The sequence below is a fragment of the Streptomyces sp. NRRL WC-3742 genome (assembly GCF_000720635.1).
Taxonomy (GTDB): domain Bacteria; phylum Actinomycetota; class Actinomycetes; order Streptomycetales; family Streptomycetaceae; genus Kitasatospora.
Genome location: NZ_JOCF01000016.1, coordinates 73,741 through 93,542 on the forward strand (window position 1 = coordinate 73,741; position 19,802 = coordinate 93,542).

General features: G+C 71.6%; 14 protein-coding genes and 3 pseudogenes. 10 read left to right on the forward strand and 7 right to left on the reverse strand.

From position 1 onward, the window contains the following. Nucleotides 1-13: 13 nt before the first annotated feature. Entirely contained in the window at nt 14-874 is an 861-nt protein-coding gene (locus IH61_RS0112070) for an SAM-dependent methyltransferase (protein WP_078911029.1), read from the reverse strand. 215 nt (nt 875-1,089) lie between these two features. Beyond that, the gene (locus IH61_RS0112075) at nt 1,090-1,752 is read right to left on the reverse strand and encodes a rhomboid-like protein (RefSeq protein WP_234327145.1); all 663 of its coding nucleotides are present in this window, start codon (nt 1,750-1,752) and stop codon (nt 1,090-1,092) included. 171 nt (nt 1,753-1,923) lie between these two features. Here IH61_RS0112075 and IH61_RS0112080 point away from each other — a divergent pair, with 171 nt between their 5' ends. After that, complete coding sequence (locus tag IH61_RS0112080; RefSeq protein WP_234327146.1) at nt 1,924-2,661, forward strand: rhomboid-like protein; 738 nt, start codon at nt 1,924-1,926, stop codon at nt 2,659-2,661. A gap of 134 nt (nt 2,662-2,795) precedes the next feature. On the opposite strand, the gene IH61_RS0112085 is transcribed toward IH61_RS0112080, so the two are convergent. Next, a complete protein-coding gene (locus IH61_RS0112085) occupies nt 2,796-3,827 on the reverse strand; it encodes a substrate-binding domain-containing protein (protein ID WP_031068660.1) in 1,032 nt (343 codons plus the stop codon). A 494-nt stretch (nt 3,828-4,321) separates the two neighbouring features. Here IH61_RS0112085 and IH61_RS0112090 point away from each other — a divergent pair, with 494 nt between their 5' ends. The 7 genes and pseudogenes from IH61_RS0112090 (at nt 4,322) to IH61_RS0112120 (ending at nt 13,008) form a co-directional block, all read left to right on the forward strand. After that, entirely contained in the window at nt 4,322-5,128 is an 807-nt protein-coding gene (locus IH61_RS0112090; protein WP_031068661.1) for a DeoR/GlpR family DNA-binding transcription regulator, read from the forward strand. A 304-nt stretch (nt 5,129-5,432) separates the two neighbouring features. Further along, nucleotides 5,433-6,431 carry a substrate-binding domain-containing protein gene (locus IH61_RS0112095; RefSeq protein ID WP_031068663.1) on the forward strand — a complete coding sequence of 333 codons (999 nt, stop codon included), beginning with the start codon at nt 5,433-5,435 and terminating at the stop codon, nt 6,429-6,431. Nucleotides 6,432-6,478: 47 nt separating this feature from the next. Next, nucleotides 6,479-8,074, forward strand: coding sequence for a sugar ABC transporter ATP-binding protein (locus tag IH61_RS0112100; protein WP_051836890.1), 1,596 nt, complete (start codon nt 6,479-6,481; stop codon nt 8,072-8,074). Continuing rightward, entirely contained in the window at nt 8,071-9,111 is a 1,041-nt protein-coding gene (locus tag IH61_RS0112105; RefSeq protein WP_031068668.1) for an ABC transporter permease, read from the forward strand. Before IH61_RS0112100 ends, IH61_RS0112105 begins: the two co-directional genes overlap by 4 nt. A 284-nt stretch (nt 9,112-9,395) precedes the next feature. Then, nucleotides 9,396-9,860: pseudogene (locus tag IH61_RS0112110) on the forward strand (galactose-1-phosphate uridylyltransferase); the annotation flags it as partial. Next, a pseudogene (locus tag IH61_RS44405) lies at nt 9,857-10,359 on the forward strand (galactokinase family protein); the annotation flags it as partial. The pseudogenes IH61_RS0112110 and IH61_RS44405, both read left to right, overlap by 4 nt. A gap of 549 nt (nt 10,360-10,908) precedes the next feature. Then, nucleotides 10,909-13,008: an alpha-galactosidase gene (locus IH61_RS0112120; RefSeq protein ID WP_078911031.1), complete on the forward strand. Its 2,100-nt coding sequence runs from the start codon at nt 10,909-10,911 to the stop codon at nt 13,006-13,008. A gap of 535 nt (nt 13,009-13,543) precedes the next feature. Here IH61_RS0112120 and IH61_RS0112125 read toward each other — a convergent pair. The 4 genes and pseudogenes from IH61_RS0112125 to IH61_RS0112140 all read right to left on the reverse strand — a co-directional run bounded on the left by IH61_RS0112125 (nt 13,544) and on the right by IH61_RS0112140 (nt 18,001). Continuing rightward, nucleotides 13,544-13,924, reverse strand: coding sequence for a VOC family protein (locus IH61_RS0112125; RefSeq protein ID WP_031068676.1), 381 nt, complete (start codon nt 13,922-13,924; stop codon nt 13,544-13,546). 347 nt (nt 13,925-14,271) lie between these two features. After that, nucleotides 14,272-14,637: pseudogene (locus IH61_RS40790) on the reverse strand (methyltransferase); the annotation flags it as partial. A 157-nt stretch (nt 14,638-14,794) separates the two neighbouring features. Beyond that, the gene (locus IH61_RS0112135) at nt 14,795-16,396 is read right to left on the reverse strand and encodes an ABC-F family ATP-binding cassette domain-containing protein (RefSeq protein WP_031068681.1); all 1,602 of its coding nucleotides are present in this window, start codon (nt 16,394-16,396) and stop codon (nt 14,795-14,797) included. Between the two features lie 189 nt (nt 16,397-16,585). Beyond that, the gene (locus tag IH61_RS0112140) at nt 16,586-18,001 is read right to left on the reverse strand and encodes an NAD(P)/FAD-dependent oxidoreductase (RefSeq protein ID WP_031068683.1); all 1,416 of its coding nucleotides are present in this window, start codon (nt 17,999-18,001) and stop codon (nt 16,586-16,588) included. 201 nt (nt 18,002-18,202) lie between these two features. Here IH61_RS0112140 and IH61_RS0112145 point away from each other — a divergent pair, with 201 nt between their 5' ends. Together IH61_RS0112145 and lepB are read left to right on the forward strand one after the other, a co-directional pair. Then, nucleotides 18,203-18,799: a helix-turn-helix domain-containing protein gene (locus tag IH61_RS0112145; RefSeq protein ID WP_031068685.1), complete on the forward strand. Its 597-nt coding sequence runs from the start codon at nt 18,203-18,205 to the stop codon at nt 18,797-18,799. A 68-nt stretch (nt 18,800-18,867) separates the two neighbouring features. Then, on the forward strand, nt 18,868-19,740 hold the full coding sequence (gene lepB, locus IH61_RS0112150) for a signal peptidase I (protein WP_078911033.1): 873 nt from the start codon (nt 18,868-18,870) through the stop codon (nt 19,738-19,740). Nucleotides 19,741-19,802: the final 62 nt, after the last annotated feature.

Genomic DNA, 19,802 nt, shown 5'->3' on the forward strand with positions numbered 1-19,802 from the left:
GCGGTGGGTGGCGTCAGACCTTGCGGCCCACGGCGGCGTACATCCAGCGGGTGGAGTCGTGGGTGGGGCCGTCCGGGCGCCAGAGCGGGACGAAGTCCACGCCGGGCTCCAGGAGTTCCCAGCCTTCGAAGTACTCCTCCACGGCGGCCCGGCCGCGAAGCCGGATCCCGGAGGCGGTCTTGTCCCAGGTCTTGGCGGCCTCGGCGGCGCGCTGGGGGTTGCCCTCGGCGGTGCTGTGCGAGACCAGCAGGTAACTGCCCGGGGCGAGCCGCTTGTGGACGGCCCGGACCGCGGCGGCGGCCTGCTCGTCGTTCACGAAGTGCAGCACGGCCACCATGAGCATCGCCACCGGCTGGGAGAGGTCGATCAGCTCGCGCAGCTCGGGCCGGTCGAGCAGCTCGTCGACGTCGCGCAGGTCGCCGGTGAGGACGGTGGTGGACCGGTTGTCGGCCAGCAGGGCGCGGCCGTGGGCCAGCACGATCGGGTCGTTGTCGATGTAGACGACCCGGGACTCGGGGGCGATCTCCTGCGCCACCTCGTGGACGTTGCCCTGGGCGGGCAGGCCGGAGCCGATGTCGACGAACTGGCGGATGCCCGCCTCGACACAGTGCCGCACGGCCCGGCGCAGGAAGGCGCGGTTCTCGCGGGCGGCCTGCGGGATGTCCGGGGAGATGGATATGGCGTGCTCGGCGGCGGCGCGGTCGGGCGGGAAGTTGTCCTTGCCGCCGAGCCAGTAGTCGTAGATCCGGGCCGGGTGCGGCCGGTCGGTCTCCAGCGATGCCGACTGGGCGGCGTCCGCGGCCCTGAACGCCTCGGCGGCCTGGTGCGCGCCTGCCGGTTCCGTCGTTTTCGTGCCGTTGTCGGGCGTGATCATTCGGGCCCCCTCCAGTGACCTGAACGGCTGTCACCACACCTGCGCCGACAACCGGTTGAACGTTCACGCATGATAGCTGTCGATCATCGGGCGGGAGTGGCCTCCCCCGCTATCGACGCGGAAAGGGTCCGGTGCGGTTCAGGTGACGCACCGGTGAAGGGGCAGGCGGGCGGGGTCGGTTCGGTTCGTGAACCGAGGAAGCTTGGGCCGAGCGGTCAGTGGCTCGTACGGGCCCTGGCGCGGAGCCACGCCGAACAGGAGGCCAGCAGGCCGAGCCCGAAGGCCACCAGGTGCCCGGCGTCGGCGAGTTCCTGGTCCGTCGCCCACGCCCCGGCCAGCGCGAGGGCGAGAGCCGGCAGGCCGTACCGGCGCAGCCGCGCCGGGCCGAGCGCGATGAGGCAGGTGGCGGTGGCGACCAGCCCGTAGCTGATGCCGACGTCCCGCGCCCGGGACAGCGCGCCCGGGATGTGGGTGACGAGCATGGCCCACATCGCACCCTCGGTGAGCAGGGTGGCGCCCAGGTGTCCGAACAGGAACACCGCGCCCGCCCGCAAGGGGCCCCAGCGCCACTCGGCCAGGCCCAGGACCACCGCCACCGCCGCGATGCCCGCCCAGGCCGGCACGCCGTCGACCACCAGGGCACTGGTGATCATCGTCCACCACTTGCCCACTTCCATGTGGTGCACGTTGCTGCTGTTGTGGCGGACGAAGCGGGCGCGCCCGGCGTGGCTCTGCCCGGCGAGCCAGGTGGCCGTCACGGTGAGCAGCAGGACGTAGACCGTGGTCAGCCGGAGCCGGGACAGTACGCGGACGGCCGGTCCGGGGGTGCTCTCCGCAGCCGGGGCGGTGCGTTCGTCCGTGGCGAGGTCGTCCCTCATGGTGGATGGTGCCTTTGCTGTGCGGCCCGGGGGTCAGAGCGCCAGCGTACGCCAGCCGGGAGCGGGGGAGATGCGGGCGCCGACGATGCCGACTCACCCGGACGGTGCAGTGCGCCGACGCACCCCCGGGGCGCCCGGGCGAGGGTGAAGGGGACCGGCGAGGAGGTGTCGATGACCGGCAGCACCGGCAGCACCGGCGGGTCGGGCAGCACCGGCGGGTCGGGCGGGGAGTGGCAGGGGCCCTGGTGGGCGAGGGCCGGACGGGCGGTCCGGGCCTACGTGCGCAGCGCCCCGGGCACCTACGCCTGGCTGGCCGTGCTGCTCGCCACCACGCAGGTCATCCGGCACGTCGACCCCGCGACGGCCGACCGCATCCTGGAGAAGCGCTCCACCAACCTGCACCACCTGCAGGTCTCGCCCGTGCGCGTCCTGGTGACGAGTGCGCTGTGGATCGCCGGGGGCGGCTGGCTGGGCTACTTCGTGCTCTACAACCTCTTCCACGTGCCCGTCGAGCGCTGGCTGGGCACGCTGCGCTGGATCTCGGTGGCGATGATCGCCCACGTCTGCGCGACCTACCTCAGCGAGGGCGTGCTCGGCTGGGCGATCCACCGGGGCCTGGCCCCGCCGAAGGCGGTCTACACCCTCGACTACGGCGTCAGCTACGCCCTGGCCGGAGTGGTCGGGGTGCTGACGTACCTGATCGTGAAGCCCTGGCGGTACCTGTACGTGGCGGGGGTGCTGGCCGTGTACGTGCTCGGGGTGTACCAGAGCCGTGACTACACCAGCATCGGGCACCTGAGCGCGGCGTTGATCGGGCTGGCCTGCTACCCGATCACCCGGGGGCGCCCGGGAGCCTTCGACCCGGTCGCCTCGGCCCGGGCGCTCCACCGGAGGCTTCGCCGACGGTGAGCGCGTCTGCGGGCGCACCGGCACCCGGGCGCCGGACCGCTCGTCGAAGGAGCGGGCCGGTGCCTGAGACGGGGGTGGACGAGCGGGGTGCTACTTGCCGGGCCGCTCGGCCACGCAGGGGATGTTGCCGGCCGTCAGGTGCAGACGGCGCCGGATGCCTGCCAGTTGGAGGGGTCGACCATGATGGTGGGGACGACGGTCTCGTGTGGGAGCTCCTTGTGGTCCTTCAGCCGGTCGACCATCTGCTGGACGGCGAGGGCGCCGACCTCGGAGCCGCTGAGGAGGAGCGCGGCCCGCATCGCGGCGGGCTTGCCGGGCAGCCAGTCCTTGCAGGCGAGGTAGGCCCCGATGCCGACGCCGATGACGTTGTCAGGTCCGAAGCCCGCCTCGCGCAGGGCCTGGACACCGCCCTCGGTGTCCTCGTCGTTGCAGCCCCAGACCACCCAGTGCTTGACGCCGGGTTTGGAGGTGAGGGCGTAGGCGGTTCGGCGGCGGGCGTCCTCGACGGTGTTGGCCGCCCAGACCGTCGTGGTCTTCAGCACGGCACCGGCGTGGACGGAGAACGCGTCCACCGCCGCGCTCATGCGGTCGCGGCAGACCGGGATTTCGTTGTTCCCGATCGGCAGCGTCCAGGTGTCGGCGGCCTTCCAGCCGGCCTTGGTGTACTCGGTGGCCGCGCGTTCACCCACCGCGGCGCCCATGGTGGCGCCGTTGAAGCCGACCCGGGGCACCAGTCCGTTGGTGAAGCAGGCACTGGGATCGGTGTAGTCCGCGCAGATCTGGTCGTCGGTGGAGAGCAGGGGGAGGCCGGCCTGGCGGGTGAGGGCGACGAGTTCGGGGCCCACGGAAGGATCGGGCACGACGGCGATGAGGCCACTCGTCTTGTTGTCGATCGCCTTCTTGGCCTCTGTGAGCGAGCGGTCGCGGTCGTTGCCGACGTTCACGATCGTCAGTTCGACGCCGAGCTCGCGGGCCTTGGCCTTGGCTCCGGCGGCCTCGCTGACGAAGTATCCCTGGTCGCCCTGTTTCTGCAGGAAGGTGATGGAGATCGGACCGCGGCCCGAGCTGACCGACCCTTCGCCCGAGCACCCGGTCAGCGCCAGGGCGAGGGCGGCCGCGCCGGCTGCGGCGGCGGGCGCCGGTCTGCGAGCTCGAGTGGTGCGCATGGCCTGGTTCCTTTGAACGGCGACCGCCCGATGTGCGGCTGGCGGAGCGAATGAGTGCGAAGCGCGAGTGGGCAGAGGGCAGGGCAGGGTGAGAGTGACCGTTTGAACGTTCAAATCGCTCAGAAGCCAACGCATTCGAACGCAGCGCTGCTAGGAAACGCCACGTTTACCTGGCCGTCAAGATCTTGCGACGCGCGATTACTCAACACATCTCAACAGGCGATCGCACTGGCACCCTGGATCCCGCTCGGCGCGGACGTGGCCGAGCAGCAGACCAACCGGACCCAAGCAGACCAAATTCCTGCCACAAGCCGTTCACCGACGACGAGCCGAGCACCAGGCTTCCACGGCACCCTCGCCACACCCGGCTACAACGACTCGGACACGTATAGTCACACGTTCCACCACCAACAGACGCACCCGAAACGGTCGGGGCCGTCGGGCCGTTCCGCCCGTGGGTCGGCCGCGTCTGCATGCGTACCCAGGAGTGCCACGTGACTGACAACGCACAGCTGCTGGCGCGGCAGCGGCGCGCGATGATCCTCGAATGGCTCCGGCAGCGGGGCGGGGTACGGGTGAACGAGCTCACCCGTGAGTTCGGCGTCTCGGACATGACCATCCGCCGGGACCTGGACGCCCTGGCCCGGCAGGGGCTGCTGGACAAGGTGCACGGCGGTGCCGTCCCGGCCGGCGCCCCGAGCAGCCAGGAGCCGGGCTTCGAGGCGAAGTCGTCCTGGCAGCTGTCGGCCAAGGAGGCGATCGCCCGGGCCGCCGCCGAACTCGTCCGGCCCGGGATGGCCGTGGGCTTGGGCGCGGGCACGACCACGCACGCCGTCGCCCGGGAACTGGCGTCAGTGGACGGGCTGACCGTGGTGACCAACTCCCTGCGGATCGCCGAGGTGTTCGAGCAGGCCGGCCCGGGGGCGGGGGCCGGGACCACCGTGCTGCGCACCGGCGGGATCCGCACGCCCTCCGACGCCCTGGTGGGCCCGCTCGCCGACCAGGCGATCCGCTCGCTGCACGTCAACGTGCTCTTCCTGGGCTGCCACGGCATCTCCGCCGAGGCCGGGATGACGTCGCCCAACCTCGCCGAGGCGGAGACCAATCGGGTGTTCATCGGCTCCGCGCGCCGGGTGGTCGTGGTCGCCGACAACACCAAGTGGGACACCGTCGGCCTGGCCACCTTCGCCACCCTGGACCAGGTCGACGTGCTGGTCACCGACGAGGGGCTGTCCGCCGAGCGCCGGACCGTCGTGGCCGAGCAGGTGGGCGAGGTGATCGTCGCAGAGTCAGTCAACTGACCGTCTGAGGGCGGCAGTTGTTCACTCGACTCCGGGGTGGGGCGGAGTGGTGCGGCTCCAGCGGATAACGGGATCGTCTCGAATTGACGTGAGTGGGACGAAGGTCTTGACGAACACCCAACTGCGGAGTTTCCTGTGCGAGCACGTTTGATCAAGTTCGGTTCTGATCGATTGTGTTTGATTCAACTAGTACCGGTTTCGCGGGTGTTCCCGCGGCCTCTTCCCTCACCTTTTCCTTGCCGGGAGCTTTCGCATGTTCGTTCGTCGTCGTGGTCGGGTTCTGTCCGTTGCCGTGCTGGGCTGCGTGTCCCTCGTAGCCGCGGTGGGCTGCTCGACGGGCCAGGAGTCGTCGTCGGGTGCGGGTGGCACCGCGAAGGTCGAGGGGAAGGTGTCGCTGACGTATCTGCAGAAGCAGGGGGACCAGGAGTACTTCGTCGGCGAGGCGGCGGGCGCGAAGGCGAAGGCCGCGGAGCTGGGGGTGGACCTGAAGGTCGTGAACCTGGGCAACGACGCCAACAAGACGATCAGCGAGGTGCAGTCGGCGATCGCTGCCAAGAGCAACGGGCTGATCGTGGTCGTGCCCGACCCGGCGGTGGGTCCGCAGGTCGTGCAGACCGCCAAGGACGCCAAGGTCGCCCTCCTCACCTCCGACGACCAGATCTGCGTCACCGGCCCGGCCCCGGGCGCCTGCGCGAAGAGCGATCTGGTCCCCCGGGTCGGGTTCAGCGGCGAGCAGATGGGTGGGGAGGTCGGTAAGCGGGCCGCCGCCGAGTTCAAGAAGGCCGGCTGGAACGCGGCCGACACCCGGATCATCTCCGCCTGGAAGCAGGACGTCACCGTCTGTGGCGACCGCGTCAAGGCCGCGAAGGCCGCGTTCGCCCAGGCCGCGGGTGACGGCGTGAAGAACATCGACGTCGCCACCGACAACACCCCCACCGGTGCCCAGGACAAGACCGCCGCCACCCTCACCGCCAACCCCGGCGTCAAGCACTGGGTCGTCTGGGGCTGCAACGACGAGAACGTCCAGGGCTCCGTCACCGCCCTGCAGAACGCCGGCGTGAGCCCCGACGACATCGCCGGCGTCGGCCTCGGCGCCTACCTCGCCTGCAAGGACTGGACCAGCGGCAAGCCCACCGGCATGAAGGCCGCCCTGTTCATCAACGGCAAGGACGTCGGCGCACTGGCCGTCCAGACCATGTACGACAAGCTCAAGAACAGCAAGGACTTCCCCGCCGAGGGCTTCGCCCCCACCACGATGGTCGACGCCGCCACCTGGCAGGGCGCCGGCATGACGTGCAACTGACGGTGCCGCACCAGAACCGTCCGATCCGCACCCCCAGCGAGGCACACATGACCGCACCCGAGTCCCCACCCGGCGCCGGACCGTCCCCGCAGCCCGCCTTCGGCCTGTCCGCCGAGAACGTCGGCAAGACCTTCGGCAGCGTCCGGGCACTGCACGGCGTCACCGTCGCCTTCCCGCCCGGGCAGGTCACCGCCCTGATGGGCGAGAACGGCGCCGGGAAGTCAACCCTGCTGCGCATCCTGAGCGGCGACCACCGCCCGACCGAGGGCCGGGTCCTGCTCGACGGCGTCCCCCTCGACCTCTCCTCGCCGACCGCCGCGCGCCGCGCGGGCATCCGGATCATCCCGCAGGAGCCGGAGATCATCCCGCACGTGTCGGTCGCCGAGAACGTCTACGCCGGCAGCCTCCCCCGCCGGGCCGGCCGCCGCCTCGACCGCGCCGAACTGCGCCGCAGGATCACCGCCGACCTCGCTGCACTCGGCTTCGACCAGGTCCTCGACCCTGACCTGCTCGGATCAGAACTCACCGCAGCACAGCGCCAGTTGGTCGAAATCATGCGAGCGCTCACCGGCGCCGTGCCACCCCGGGCGATCGCCTTCGACGAGCCCACCTCCTCCCTCTCCGAGCACGAGGTGGAGGCGCTGTTCGCCCTGATCGGCCGGCTGCGCGACCAAGGCATCGCGATCGTCTACGTCTCGCACCGGATGAAGGAGATCTTCCGGCTCGCCGACCGGATCGCCGTCCTGCGCGACGGCACCCTCACCGGCGTCCTGCCCGCTGCCGAGACCGACGAGCGCGAGCTGGTCCGGCTGATGGTCGGTCGCGACCTGGCCGGCCTGTTCGTCCGGCAGGACGTCGCCACCGACCGGGTGGTGCTGGACGTCCGCGGCCTCACCACCGACGACGTGCGCGACGTCAGCCTCCAGGTCCGGGCCGGCGAGGTGGTCGCCCTCGCCGGGCTGATCGGTGCCGGCCGGTCCGAACTGGCCCTCGCCCTCGCGGGGGACGCGCCGATCCGATCCGGCGAGATCCTCCTCGGCGGCCGGGCGGTGCGCCTGCGCTCGCCCAAGGACGCGATCCGGGCCGGTCTGGGCCTCGCCCCCGAGGAACGCAAGGCCCAGGCGCTGTTCCTGCATCGCGCCATCCGGGACAATACCTCCCTGGTCAGCCTCGACCGGCTGCGCCGTCGGCGCTTCGTCAAGCGCGCCGCCGAGAAGCAGCTCGCCCAGGAGTACGCGGACCGGCTGCGGGTCCGCGCCCCCTCGATCGAGACCGAGGTCCGCACGCTCTCCGGCGGCAACCAGCAGAAGGTGGTGCTCGCCCGCTGGCTCGCCCGGCGCCCCGAGCTGCTGATCCTGGACGAACCGACCCGCGGCGTCGACATCGGAGCCAAGGCCGAGATCTACCAGATCATCGCCGACCTGGCCCGCGACGGCGTCGCCGTCCTGGTGATCTCCTCCGAGCTGCCCGAGGTCCTCGGCCTGGCCGACCGGATCCTCGTCATGCAGAACGGCCGGGTCACCGGCGAACTCGGCCGTGCCGAGGCATCCGAGGAGGCCGTCCTCGCCCTGGCCATGGCGGATGACCTCGCCACCGGCCCCCGTACCACCGACACCGACGCCACCACCGGAGTTGCCCGATGACCACCCCCTCCGCCACCGCCGACCAGCGGCCGCAGGCCCCGGCCGGGCCCGCGCGGCCGACCGGTCCGCGGGCGCTGCTGAACGTCGTCGGTGGCCAGAACCTCATCCTGCTGCTGGCCCTCGCGGCCGTGCTCGCCCTGTTCGGCTCGCTCAACATCAACTACCTGAGCTGGAACAACATCCAGGTGATCGCCGAGGCGGCGACCATCGCCGGGCTGCTCGCCGTGGTCCAGACGGTGGTGATCATCTGCGGCGGCCTGGACATCTCGGTGGGCTCCCAGGCCGGCCTCGCCTCCGTGGTGAGCGCGATGGTGTTCACCTCCACCGGCTCCAGTGCGCTGCTCGGCATGGGCGCGGCCGTGCTGGTCGGCGCCGCGGTCGGCCTGCTCAACGGCGCCGTGATCATCTACGGCCGGGTCAACCCGACCATCGCCACCCTGGCCGGACTGGCCGCGTACAAGGGCGTCGCCCAGCTGATCTCCGACGGACGTGCCCAGGGCTACGTGCTCGGCGACCCGCTGTTCGTCTTCCTCAGCCGCGGCAAGATCGCCGGCCTGCCGACGATGGTGTGGATCCTCATCCTGATCGCCGCCGCCGTGCACGTCCTGCTCACGTACACCGACATCGGGCGCAACATCTACGCCCTCGGGGGCAACGACACCGCCGCGCGGCTGGCCGGCATCAACCTCAACAAGTACCTGCTCTCGGTGTACGCGCTCACCGGCATGGTCGCGGCCGTGGCCGGGGTCCTGCTCACCGCGCGCACCGGATCCGGACAGCCCACCTCCGGCAGCGAGGGCCTGGAACTCCAGGCCATCACCGCCGCCGCCCTCGGCGGCTGCGCCCTCAAGGGCGGCAAGGGCGGGATCGGCGGCACCCTGCTGGCCGTCGCCCTGCTCGGAGCCCTGCAGAACGGCCTCACCGTCCAGGGCATCAACACCTTCTGGCAGAACGTCGCCCAGGGCCTCCTGCTGGTCGCCGCCGTGGTCATCCAGCAGCGGCGCGGCCGCGAGCGGGCCGTCGGCCTGCCGGCCTGACCCGCCCTCTCCCGAAATCCCCTGGAGGCCGCCTCCGCTCTCACCGGAGGCGGCCTCCGCCATGGGCGCTGCCGATGCCGCCGACCATCCTGGAAACGCCGACCTCTGTGACGTGCCGGAGGTCCCGGAAGGCAGAACAGTGAAGAAGACCACCACCAAGCTCGCGGACGGCCGCGAGCTGACGTACTACGACACCGACGAGTCCGTGGTCCGCGACGCCACCGACCGGCAGCCGCTGGAGGCCGCCACCAGCCTCTCCGCGATCCGCCTCGACCCCGCCACCGGCCGCCGAACACCGCGCCGCCACCGGCCGCAACCTCTTCGAGGACCTCCTCGCCGCCGAACGTGCCCACGGCGACCGGGTGGTCCTCGCCGGCGGGCACTGGACGGCCTTCGTCCCCTTCGCCGCCCGCTGGCCCTACGAGGTGCACCTGTACCCGCACCGCCGGGTACCCGACCTCACCGGCCTGGACGCTGCGCAAAGGGACGAATTCCCTGCCATTTACCTGGAGTTGCTGCGCCGATTCGACCGCCTCTTCGGCGGCGGCCGCACCCCGTACATCTCCGCCTGGCACCAGGCCCCGGTCGGGCGGCGGGACGAACTCGCCCTGCACCTTGAGCTGTTCACCATCCGGCGCACGGCCGACAAGCTCAAGTACCTGGCCGGGGTGGAGTCCGGCATGGACGCCTTCGTCAACGACGTGTCGCCCGAGGCGGCCGCCCGACACCTGAGGGAGGTCGGCGCGTGACCGACTTCGAATCCGTCTTCAGCGCCACCCCCACCGGAGTCTGGGCCGCCCCCGGCCGGGTCAACCTGATCGGCGAACACACCGACTGCAATGACGGGTTCGTCCTGCCGATCGCCCTGCCGCAGACCGCCCGGGTGACCGCCCGCCGCCGCACGGACGGCCGGCTCCGGCTGTACAGCACCCTGGGCGACATCAGGTGCCCCTGGATCCGGCCGCCCGGGGGATGCGGCTGCTGGTCTTCGACACCCGGGTCAAGCACGACCTCGGCGACGGCGCGTACGCCGACCTGCGGGCAGGCTGCGAACGGGCCGCCGGCCTGCTCGGACTCCCCGCTCTCCGGGACCTCCGGCAGGACGGCCTCGCCGCCGCCGTCGACCGGCTCCCGGACGAACTGCGGGCGCTGGTGCGGCACGTGGTGAGCGAGAACGAGCGCGTCCGGCTGGCCGTGAAGCTGCTGCTGGCGGGCCGGCTCGACGCCCTGGGCGCCGTGCTGACCGCCTGCCTCGCCCTCGCCCCGGTGCCGGCACTCGCCCCCTACGCGTACGCCCGGCGGCGTCGCGGCCACTCCCGCTCTCGGCACGGCCATCGACCACCTCGGGCTCACCGCCGCCCCGTGCTCCTGACCGTGCTCTCCGCCCTCTGCCTCGCCACCGCCTGCTGGCTCGGCCGCGCGACCCGGCCCCGGCGCTGACGTTGACGCAGTCGCGGACGCAAGCGTTCCTCGCGCCGAGTTCTTATCCCTCAAAAACAAACATCCGCACCCAACTTCAGGCGGGTGGTTGTGTTGACTCTTGTAGGTTTCGAAGTGGCACAATATCATATGTCACACCGTTGAACACCAGGCGGCCGCCTGGTTCCGACACGTCAGCGCCCCGCCGATGACGACGGTCTGAGCTGTCGTCACGCCCCCTCGTGGCGCCACCGGCGCAGACGTGTCCCGATCAGCACATCGCAAGGCCAGAGCTCAGAGCACCCCACCCCCACCCGCCTGGCCCAGGCCCGCCCTTCGGGCGGCCCCGCCCGGCCCACCCCCTCGGGAAGCCCCCACATGCGCAAATCGCCACATCGCGTCGCCGGCATGCTGGCCGTCATGGCCCTCGCTGCCTCCGGCATCAGCGCCACCGCCCTCGCCACCGCTGCTCCGGCCGCGGCCCTCGGCAACGGCAACGCCCTTACCCCGCCCATGGGTTGGAACTCCTGGAACAGCCTGGGCACCCAGGTCAACGAGAACCAGCTCAAGCAGACCATCGACTTCATGTCCGCCAACGGCCTGGTCCAGGCCGGCTACAACACCGTCACCATCGACGACGGCTGGTCGACGCGCCACCGCGACGGCCAGACCACGGACTTCGCGAAGACCGCCGACAACGCGATGCAGCTGTACGACAACTACGGCAATCCGGTCTCCGGCACCGACGGCGCCGGCAACGACCGCACCAGCGGACACCTGGTGCCCGACCCGAACAACTTCCCCTCGCAGACCGTCAACGGCCAGACCGTCAACGGCATCCAGTACCTGGCCTGGTACGCCCACAGCAAGAACATGAAGTTCGGCCTTTACGCCACCGACACCTACACCACCTGCCAGGGCCACCCCGGAAGCCTCGGCCACGAGAGCACCGACGCCAACGACTTCGTCTCCTGGGGCGTCGACTTCGTCAAGTACGACGACTGCCCCTACGGCCCCACGATCGTCGGCCCCGACGGCTACAGCTACTACCCGCAGGGCGAGGGCAAGGAGCTCACCCAGTCCATCTACGCCCGGACGCAGACCTTCCAGCGAGCCCTCGACGCGGCGACCGCCGCCACGGGCAAGCCGAAGGTGACCCTCAGCCTGTCCGCGCAGCCCGCGCACACCGGCATCCCCTACCTGCTGAACGCCAACGACCCGGCCCGCACCGACCCGCTGATCGTGGCCGCCGGCACCCAGCCGCACCAGGCACCCGGCTACTCGCCCACCGGTGTTTGGTGCGGCCAGGTCGCCAACATGTGCCGCATCGGCGGCGACCGGGACAGCGAGCTGGACGGGGTGCTCTACAACGGCCAGCTGCAGACCGCCCTGAAGTACCCGGGCAACGTCCACCCCGGCAGCTGGAACGACCTGGACATGATGTTCGCCGGCTGGCAGGACATCAACGGCATCTGGGGCGTCACCGACACCAACAAGGGCAGCAAGCCGTTCACTGACGACGAGTCGCGCACCGAGCTGTCCGTCCTGTCGATGATGGCCGCCCCGCTCGTCTCCGGCGCCGACCTGCGCACCGCGGCCGACTCGCAGCACACCGCGAACGGCTACACCTGGTCCACCGGCATCAACTCCTCCGCACTGGCGCTCCTGAAGAACCCCGACATGATCGCCATCGACCAGGACAGCCTCGCCAAGCCCGCCACCCTGGTCGGCAGCCCGCCCTCCTCCCCGACCGCGCCGGTGATCCTCAAGCGCCGGCTGGCCAACGGCGACCTGGCCGTCGCCCTGGTCAACCAGGACCCGAACAACTGGGCCATGCCCAGTGCGAGCTTCACCGACCTCGGCCTGACCGGCTCCAGCTACGGTTACCGCGAGATCTGGAGCGGCGCCACCGGCACCACCACCGGCACTCTCGGCGGCAACTGGATCCCCGCGCACGGCGTCGCGCTCTACCGCATCACCGGCGGAAGCATCGGCATGGGCGGCGGCACCGGAACCGGCGGCAACCAGGCAAGCGTCGTCGGCGACGGCAAGTACCACGCGGTCAGCGCCGGTGGCGCCGGCGGCCAGGCGCTCGAGGTCCAGGGGGGCTGCTACGCCGGCGTCGGCGGCAACTCCGACATCAACGCCTACCAGAGCGGCAGCGCCGCCCAGCAGTGGCTGTTCACCCCGAACACGGACGGCACGGTGACGATCACCGACAACTGCTACACCGCCGCCCAGACGCACACCGTGCTGGCGGGCGGTGGCGGAGTCGGTAGCGCCTACCTGCTCAACCCGTCGCCCAACAACCCCTGGCAGAAATGGAAGGTCACCCAGAACAGTGCCGGTGCGCTGACCATCACCAACGTCGGCAACGGCCTGGCCCTGGACGTCGCCGGCACGACCGCCGGCTCGACGGGGATGACCAACCCGGCCAACTCGGCTGCGGCCGGACAAAGCTGGACCGTCCTGTCCTGACCCTCAGCCTGGCCGGACCAGGCCACTGACGGCGCCCGGCACGGTGCGACACCGTGCCGGGCGCCAAAGCCGTAGGCCGTTTCCGCCGGATGGCGGGAACGGCCTCGATGCGGCGTGCCCAGCAGGGCCCTGCTGGGCACGCCGCCGGTCCGCAGGCGGTCACCGCCCATCCGGTCCTGCGCCGCGAGCAGGACCCGCGCGCCTAGGAAGAATCGGGGTTCGTCACCTTCTGTGACTCATGGAAGATCGTTCACAACCAGTGCACACGTGGAGCCCTTGGCGATGGGATGCGGTGAGGAGCGTTGAGCGGGGATGGGAGCGCCGTGCTGACTGCCCGTGTCGCTTGTCACGCAGAGCCATCGACGTTCGAACCGACCTGCATGCCATCTGGCCCGTGCGAGGGATGCCGATCATGAGGGTGACGCGATCTCGATCGATTCGGAGGATGGCTGGCCGTCCGCCTGCTGGCTTCGAAGCGGGGAGCAGCGGCGGTTTGGCGCGAAGGTAGTGGAAGGTCCGTTCGGATGGCCGGAGCCTACTTGGCTGCGCGCTCGTTCACGCAGAGGATGTTTCCTTCGCTGTCCTTGAACCAGGCGGCGCGCATGTCATCGGCCTCGGCAACACCGTTGACGGTTTTCAGGCCGGGGAAGTCGTATTCCTCGAAAGTAATGCCGCGGCTACGCAGGGCGGCCATCTCGGCGTCGAGGTCGGTGACCTTGAAGCTGGCGAGCGTGTGCGCGGCTTGGCCACCGCTGGGCGTCTCGTATATACCGAATTCGGTGCCGCCACATCGGAAGGTGACTTCGTGCGTGCTTTCCTCTGTGAGCTTCAGGCCGAGGGTGTCGGTGTAGAACGCTTTGGCGCGGGCCAAATCGGTAGCTGGGATGATGGCTACCAGGGGTGCGTCTCCAAGCATGTCAATCGCCTCCTACTGCCAGGCTACGTACGTCGGGGTCGAGTTGCCCGGGGAGCCGTCTGCCGGACCATCTGAGGGCAGGCGGCGAGCTGTCTCTTCGAGTCTGACTCTCAGCAAGCGCGCCCCTCCAATGTGTAGCTCGGTCGACCGAAACCCAGCACGGCAGGTGATCAAGCCGGCTCTAGGGGCTGGAGGCGGGGCGGCCGTCGACTTGCGGGCCCATCTCGAAGTCTCGCTCTCCCCGCATGGTGATTCGCCTCCTCTTTCCTCCAGGCTAGGGAGTCGTGGGCCGGATGCCCACGTGTGGGAGCGGTCGCTTCGGGCCGTGCGCAGGCGGTGACCGGCGGTCAGCCCGGGGCGAGCCGCCAGAGCGAGGTGGTCTCGGCGGCGCGCGCCGCGCGCAGGGGGTCCGCCGGGTCCGGGCGCGTCGCCCGCGGATGGCTCGGGCGGGTGTCGAGCCGACCCCGGACGCGCAGGCCGGCGGCGGCGATGGCGGAGAGCAGGTCGTCGCGGGTACGCAGGCCGAGGTGTTCGGCGAGGTCGGAGAGGACCAGCCAGCCCTCGCCGCCGGGCAGGAGTCGGGTGGCGAGGCCGTCCAGGAAGCCGTGGAGCATCCGGCCGCCCGGATCGTAGACGCCCTGATCGAGGGCGGAGGTGGCGTGGTGCGGCAGCCAGGGCGGATTGCACACCACGAGCGCTACCCGGTGGTCCGGGCTCCAAGACTCCGGCTCGTTGGGCTCAGGCAGGCCCTTTAACTCGTTCGCACTTCCAACCCCTCGGTGATCCGCGCGATGAGATCGGCGCCGGCGACCCCGGCCTTGCTCGCGATCTTCGCGAACAAGGCGCGGGCGTAGCCGAGTTCGGCGGGTCTCAGGAGAGGGTGACCAGGTCCAGGTAGGAGTCGTGCCAGAGGTCCTCGTCGCCGTCGGGGAGGAGGAGCACGCGGTCGGGGCGGAGGGACTCGATGGCGTCGCGGTCGTGGGTGACCATCACGATGGCGCCCGGGTAGGAGCCGACCGCGGCCAGAACCTCGGTGCGGGAGGCCGGGTCGAGGTTGTTGGTCGGCTCGTCGAGGAGCAGGACGTTGGCGCCGGAGTGGACGAGTCCGGCCAGGGCGAGCCTGGTCCTCTCGCCGCCGGAGAGCACCGAGGCGGGCTTGTCGGCGTCGTCGCCGCGGAACAGGAACGCGCCGAGGACGTGGCGGAGCTCTCCGTCGCCGAGGTGGGGTGCGGCCTGGGCGAGGTTCTCGCGGACGGTGCGGTGAGGGGTGAGGGTGTCGTGCTCCTGGGCGAAGTAGCCCAGGCGCAGGCCCGGGCCGGGGACGACGCGGCCGGAGTCCGGGGTCTCGTGGCCGGCGAGGATGCGCAGCAGGGTCGTCTTGCCGGCGCCGTTGTGGCCGAGGACGACGAGCCGGCTGCCCCGGTCCACGGCCAGGTCGAGGCCCGTCAGCACCGGTCGGCCGGTGTAGGACTTCGTCAGGCTGATCGCGCCCAGCGGCATCCGCCCGCAGGGGGCGGGCTCGGGCAGCCGGATGCGGGCGGTGCGTTCGGCCCGGCGGACGGGTTCGAGTGCGGCGAGCATCCGGTCCGCCCGCCGGGCCATGCTGCGGGCGGTGGTCGCGGTGGCGACGTTGGCCCGCATGCGGTCGGCCTGGGCGTGGAGGGACGCGGCCTTGCGCTCGGCGTTGGCCCGCTCCCGGGTGCGGCGGCGCTCGTCGGCCGCGCGCTGGGCGAGGTAGGCCCGCCAGCCGGTGTTGTGGATGTCGATCACGGCGCGCTGCGGGTCGAGGTGGAAGACCCGGTTGACGGTGTGCTCCAGCAGTGCGAGGTCGTGGCTGATCAGGACGAGGCCGCCCTGGTGGGCGGTGAGGAAGCCGCGCAGCCAGGCGACGGAGTCGGCGTCCAGGTGGTTGGTGGGCTCGTCCAGCAGCAGGGTGCCGTGCTCGGCGAAGAGGATGCGGGCCAGCTCGACGCGGCGGCGCTGGCCGCCGGAGAGCGTGCCGACCGGCAGGTCCATGACGCGGGTGGGCAGACCGAGTCCGGCCGCGACCCGGGCGGCCTCCGCCTCGGCCGCGTAGCCGCCCCGGGACTGGAAGCGGGCCTCGGCACGGGTGTAGGCGTCCATCGCCCGGCGCTGCGACGCGGGCGAGTCGGCGCGGGCCATCGCTTCCTCGGCGGCGCGAAGGGCGCGGACGGCCTCGGCCAGGCCCCGGGCGGACAGGATGCGGTCGGTGACGGTGACGGCCGGGTCGGCGGCCCGGGAGTCCTGCGGCAGGTAGCCGACCGGGCCGGTGCGGGTGACCGCCCCGGCGGCGGGCGGCAGCTGCCCGGCGAGGGTGGCGAGCAGGGTGGTCTTGCCGGCGCCGTTGCGGCCGACCAGGCCGATCCGGTCGCCGGGGGCGATGTGCAGGGTGACGTCGGACAGCAGGAGGCGGGCGCCGACGCGCACGTCGACACCACGGGTGGTGATCATGGGATGACGCTCCGAAACAGCGGATGGACACACGGGTGGCGTGGAAGTGGGTCCGTCGGCTAGGAGATTCGGGGCGTAGACATGCGGGTCACGGTAGCGGGCGCTCCGAACGGTCGCATCCGAATTTACGGGGCGCCCTCGGCGCCCGGCCCGCCTCCCCGAGGGGTCCGGGGAGGCGGGCCGGGACGCTCAGCCGCGCAGGACGCCGGCGAGGACGTTCGGGCGCAGCAGCGCGCTCGGGGGCGAGGTCATGGCGAGCACCTCGTGGAACGCGGAGGTGACCGCGGGGTCGCGGGTGGCGGCGGCCAGGACCCGGTCGAGGGCGCGGTGCTGGAGCCGGATCAGCGCACCGCTGGGGCCCCCGGTGGTGGCGGGGAAGCGTACGTCCTCGGAACTGGACATCATCCAGGGGGCCTTGGACGCCTCCATGATCCCGCGCTGGGCGTCCCGGACGGTGGCCGGTCCGAGGTCGCCGCGCCGCACCAGGCTGCGGCGCAGGGCGCGGGCGGCGAACGCGGCGACGGTGATGCCCTGGGCGTACACGGGATTGAAGGAGCTCGCCGCGTCGCCGGTGACGAGCAGGCCCTGCACCGGGCTCCGTTCGTAGTGGCGGCGCACGCTCGGGCCTGGGCGGAAGCCGCGGACCTCGGTCGCCGGCTCGGCGTCGCGCAGGGCCTCGCTCAGGATCGGGTGGCGCAGCTCGTTCAGGAGCTTGTTGTAGCCCGCTTCGCCCGGTTCCGGTTCCGCGCCGCGCATGCCGCCGAGGCCGACGATCCAGCGGTCGCCCTCGACGGGGATCAGCACCCCGAGGGTCTTGATGTGGGGTGCGGCGGTCTGGATGTAGGCCGACTTCCAGCCGGGGTCGAAGCCGGGCGGGCGGTGGAAGAGGCGGGTGGCGTAGGCGACCCCGGCGTCGACCTGCTCCTCGGGCACGGGCGGGCAGCCGAGTTCGGCCAGCCACGCGGGCGTCGTGGCGCGGCGCCCGGTCGCGTCCACCACCAGCTGGGCGGGGATCTCCTCGACGGCGGAGCGAACGGCGTCGGAGCGACCGCCGCCGGCCCGTCCGCCACCAACCTCGCCACCAATCTCGCCGTCGCCGTCGCCGTCTCCGCCACCGTCGGAGGCGCCGCGCGCCCGGACCCTCACGCCCGTCACGGCCCGGGACGAGCCGAGCAGTCCGACGACCTCGGTGCCCTCGAGGAACTCGATCGACCCGTCGGCGCGGACCCGGTCCAGCACCGCCTTGTCCAGCAGCGGCCGGGTGCAGCACAGGAAGGAGACCGAGGCCGGGTCGTAGTCGGCCATCCACCCGGCCGAGCTGAGCCACCGCAGGTCACGGGTGGCGGACACGAACTGGGCACCGGCGTCGGTCAGCTGCCGCCTGATGCCGGGCATCATCTCCTCCAGCGCGCGGTGCCCGGCCTCCATCACCAGGTGCGCGTGCCGTGCCTGCGGAACCCCGGGGCGGTACTCCACACCCTCCGGGTAGCGGTCCCGCTCCACCACGACGATCCGATCGGCGAACCCCCGCAGGGCCCAGGCCGCCGTCAGGCCGGCCAGCCCGCCGCCGACCACGACAGCGGTGCGTCTCCCAGAAAGAGTCATGTTCCGCAGCTTAACCAGGATGTTGCCTCGACATCGTTGACATGGCCAACCATCCGCCACGCCACGGAATCTGACGGATGGACAGCCTTCACGGGACCGGCCCGGTGCGGCTGCCCGCCCCGGCGGCGTCAACCGCCGTCACCCGGCGTCACCGGTGTGCCGGATTGACAACCGCCCTTGCCGTCCCGGCGAATGGCAGGCATGGCCGACGAAGAGTTCGACAACGTCCTGACCACGGTGGGCCCGCGCCTGCGGGCGCTGCGCCGCGAGCGCGGCACCACGCTCGCCAAACTGTCCGCCGCGACCGGGATCTCGCTCAGCACGCTGTCCCGCCTGGAGTCCGGCCAGCGCAGGCCGACCCTGGAGTTGCTGCTGCCGCTGGCCAGGGAGTACCGGGTGCCGCTGGACGAACTCGTCGGCGCCCCGGCCACCGGGGACCCGCGCATCCACCCGCGCCCGGTGACCAGGAACGGCCAGACGATCGTGCCGCTCACCCGCCACCTCGGGGGCCTGCACGCGTACAAGCACATCGTCCCGCCGGGCAAGGGCACCGGGCCCGACCTGGAGCTCAAGGTGCACGAGGGCTACGAGTGGCTGTACGTGCTCTCCGGCAGGCTGCGGCTGGTGCTCGGCCCGCACGACCTGGTGCTCGCGGCCGGGGAGGCCGCCGAGTTCGACACCCGCACCCCGCACGCCTTCGGCAACGCCGGCCCCCAACCGGTGGAGTTCCTCAGCCTGTTCGGGCCGCAGGGCGAGCGGATCCACGTCCGCGCCCGGCCGGGAACCTCTGTTCGGTAGGTTCGTTCCCCCACAAGGGGGTTGCCCGTTCCGGGCCTCCCGTCGGGCCGTCGGGAGGGGCCGAGGGAATGAGTGTGCGGCAGAGCACGGAACCGGGCGAGGGCGGCGGTACGAAGGCCACCGATTCCGCCGAAGAACGCAGGCCCCGCCGGAAGCTGACGTTCTGGCAGGAGCTGCCGATCCTCGTCGTGATCGCCGTGCTGCTCGCCCTCGGCATCAAGACCTTCTTCGTGCAGGCGTTCTCGATCCCCTCCGGCTCCATGCAGCAGACGCTGTCCAAGGGAGACCGGGTGCTGGTCGACAAGTTCACCCCCTGGTTCGGTGCCGAGCCCGAGCGCGGAGAGGTGGTGGTCTTCCACGACCCGGGCGGCTGGCTGGAGGGCTCGCCGGCCGGCTCCGGGAGTTCGTTCGGCCGGAATGTGCAGAAGGTGCTGAGCACCATCGGCCTGATGCCCTCGGGGGACGAGAAGGACCTCATCAAGCGGGTCATCGCGGTCGGCGGGGACACCGTGGAGTGCAAGGCGGGCAGCCCGGTGAAGGTCAACGGCCTTGCGCTGGACGAGCCGTACGTCTACCCGGGCGCCAAGCCCTGCGACAACGACCCGGTGGGCACCGTGACCGTCCCCAAGGGCAAGCTCTGGGTGATGGGCGACCACCGCAACGACTCGCGGGACTCGCGCCCGCACCACAACGAGACCGGGGACGGCTTCGTGCCGGTGGACGACGTGATCGGACGGGCCTTCGTCGTCGCCTGGCCGATCTCGAACTGGTCCACCCTGCCCGTGCCCTCGACCTTCGACAGGGTTCCGGACGCGCCCGGCGGCTCGGCCGCCCCGGTGGGGGCCCCGGCGGGCCCGGAGGCGGCAGCCCTGGCGGCGGTGGTGCCGGTTGCCCTGTGGCGCCGGCGCCGCGCCCGCAAGGGCGCCTCGCGGGGCCGCTGAGCGCGCACCCGGGATCGACCCACCCGCGATCGGCGCATCCGGAATCGGCGGAACCGCCTCCG

Bases quoted from the DNA above. Each gene is read 5' to 3' on its own strand.
- IH61_RS0112070 (WP_078911029.1), bottom strand. From the start codon at position 874: ATGATCACGCCCGACAACGGCACGAAAACGACGGAACCGGCAGGCGCG.
- IH61_RS0112075 (WP_234327145.1), bottom strand. From the start codon at position 1,752: ATGAGGGACGACCTCGCCACGGACGAACGCACCGCCCCGGCTGCGGAG.
- IH61_RS0112080 (WP_234327146.1), top strand. From the start codon at position 1,924: ATGACCGGCAGCACCGGCAGCACCGGCGGGTCGGGCAGCACCGGCGGG.
- IH61_RS0112085 (WP_031068660.1), bottom strand. From the start codon at position 3,827: ATGCGCACCACTCGAGCTCGCAGACCGGCGCCCGCCGCCGCAGCCGGC.
- IH61_RS0112100 (WP_051836890.1), top strand. From the start codon at position 6,479: ATGACCGCACCCGAGTCCCCACCCGGCGCCGGACCGTCCCCGCAGCCC.
- IH61_RS0112105 (WP_031068668.1), top strand. From the start codon at position 8,071: ATGACCACCCCCTCCGCCACCGCCGACCAGCGGCCGCAGGCCCCGGCC.
- IH61_RS0112120 (WP_078911031.1), top strand. From the start codon at position 10,909: ATGCGCAAATCGCCACATCGCGTCGCCGGCATGCTGGCCGTCATGGCC.
- IH61_RS0112125 (WP_031068676.1), bottom strand. From the start codon at position 13,924: ATGCTTGGAGACGCACCCCTGGTAGCCATCATCCCAGCTACCGATTTG.
- IH61_RS0112135 (WP_031068681.1), bottom strand. From the start codon at position 16,396: ATGATCACCACCCGTGGTGTCGACGTGCGCGTCGGCGCCCGCCTCCTG.
- IH61_RS0112140 (WP_031068683.1), bottom strand. From the start codon at position 18,001: ATGACTCTTTCTGGGAGACGCACCGCTGTCGTGGTCGGCGGCGGGCTG.
- IH61_RS0112145 (WP_031068685.1), top strand. From the start codon at position 18,203: ATGGCCGACGAAGAGTTCGACAACGTCCTGACCACGGTGGGCCCGCGC.
- lepB (WP_078911033.1), top strand. From the start codon at position 18,868: ATGAGTGTGCGGCAGAGCACGGAACCGGGCGAGGGCGGCGGTACGAAG.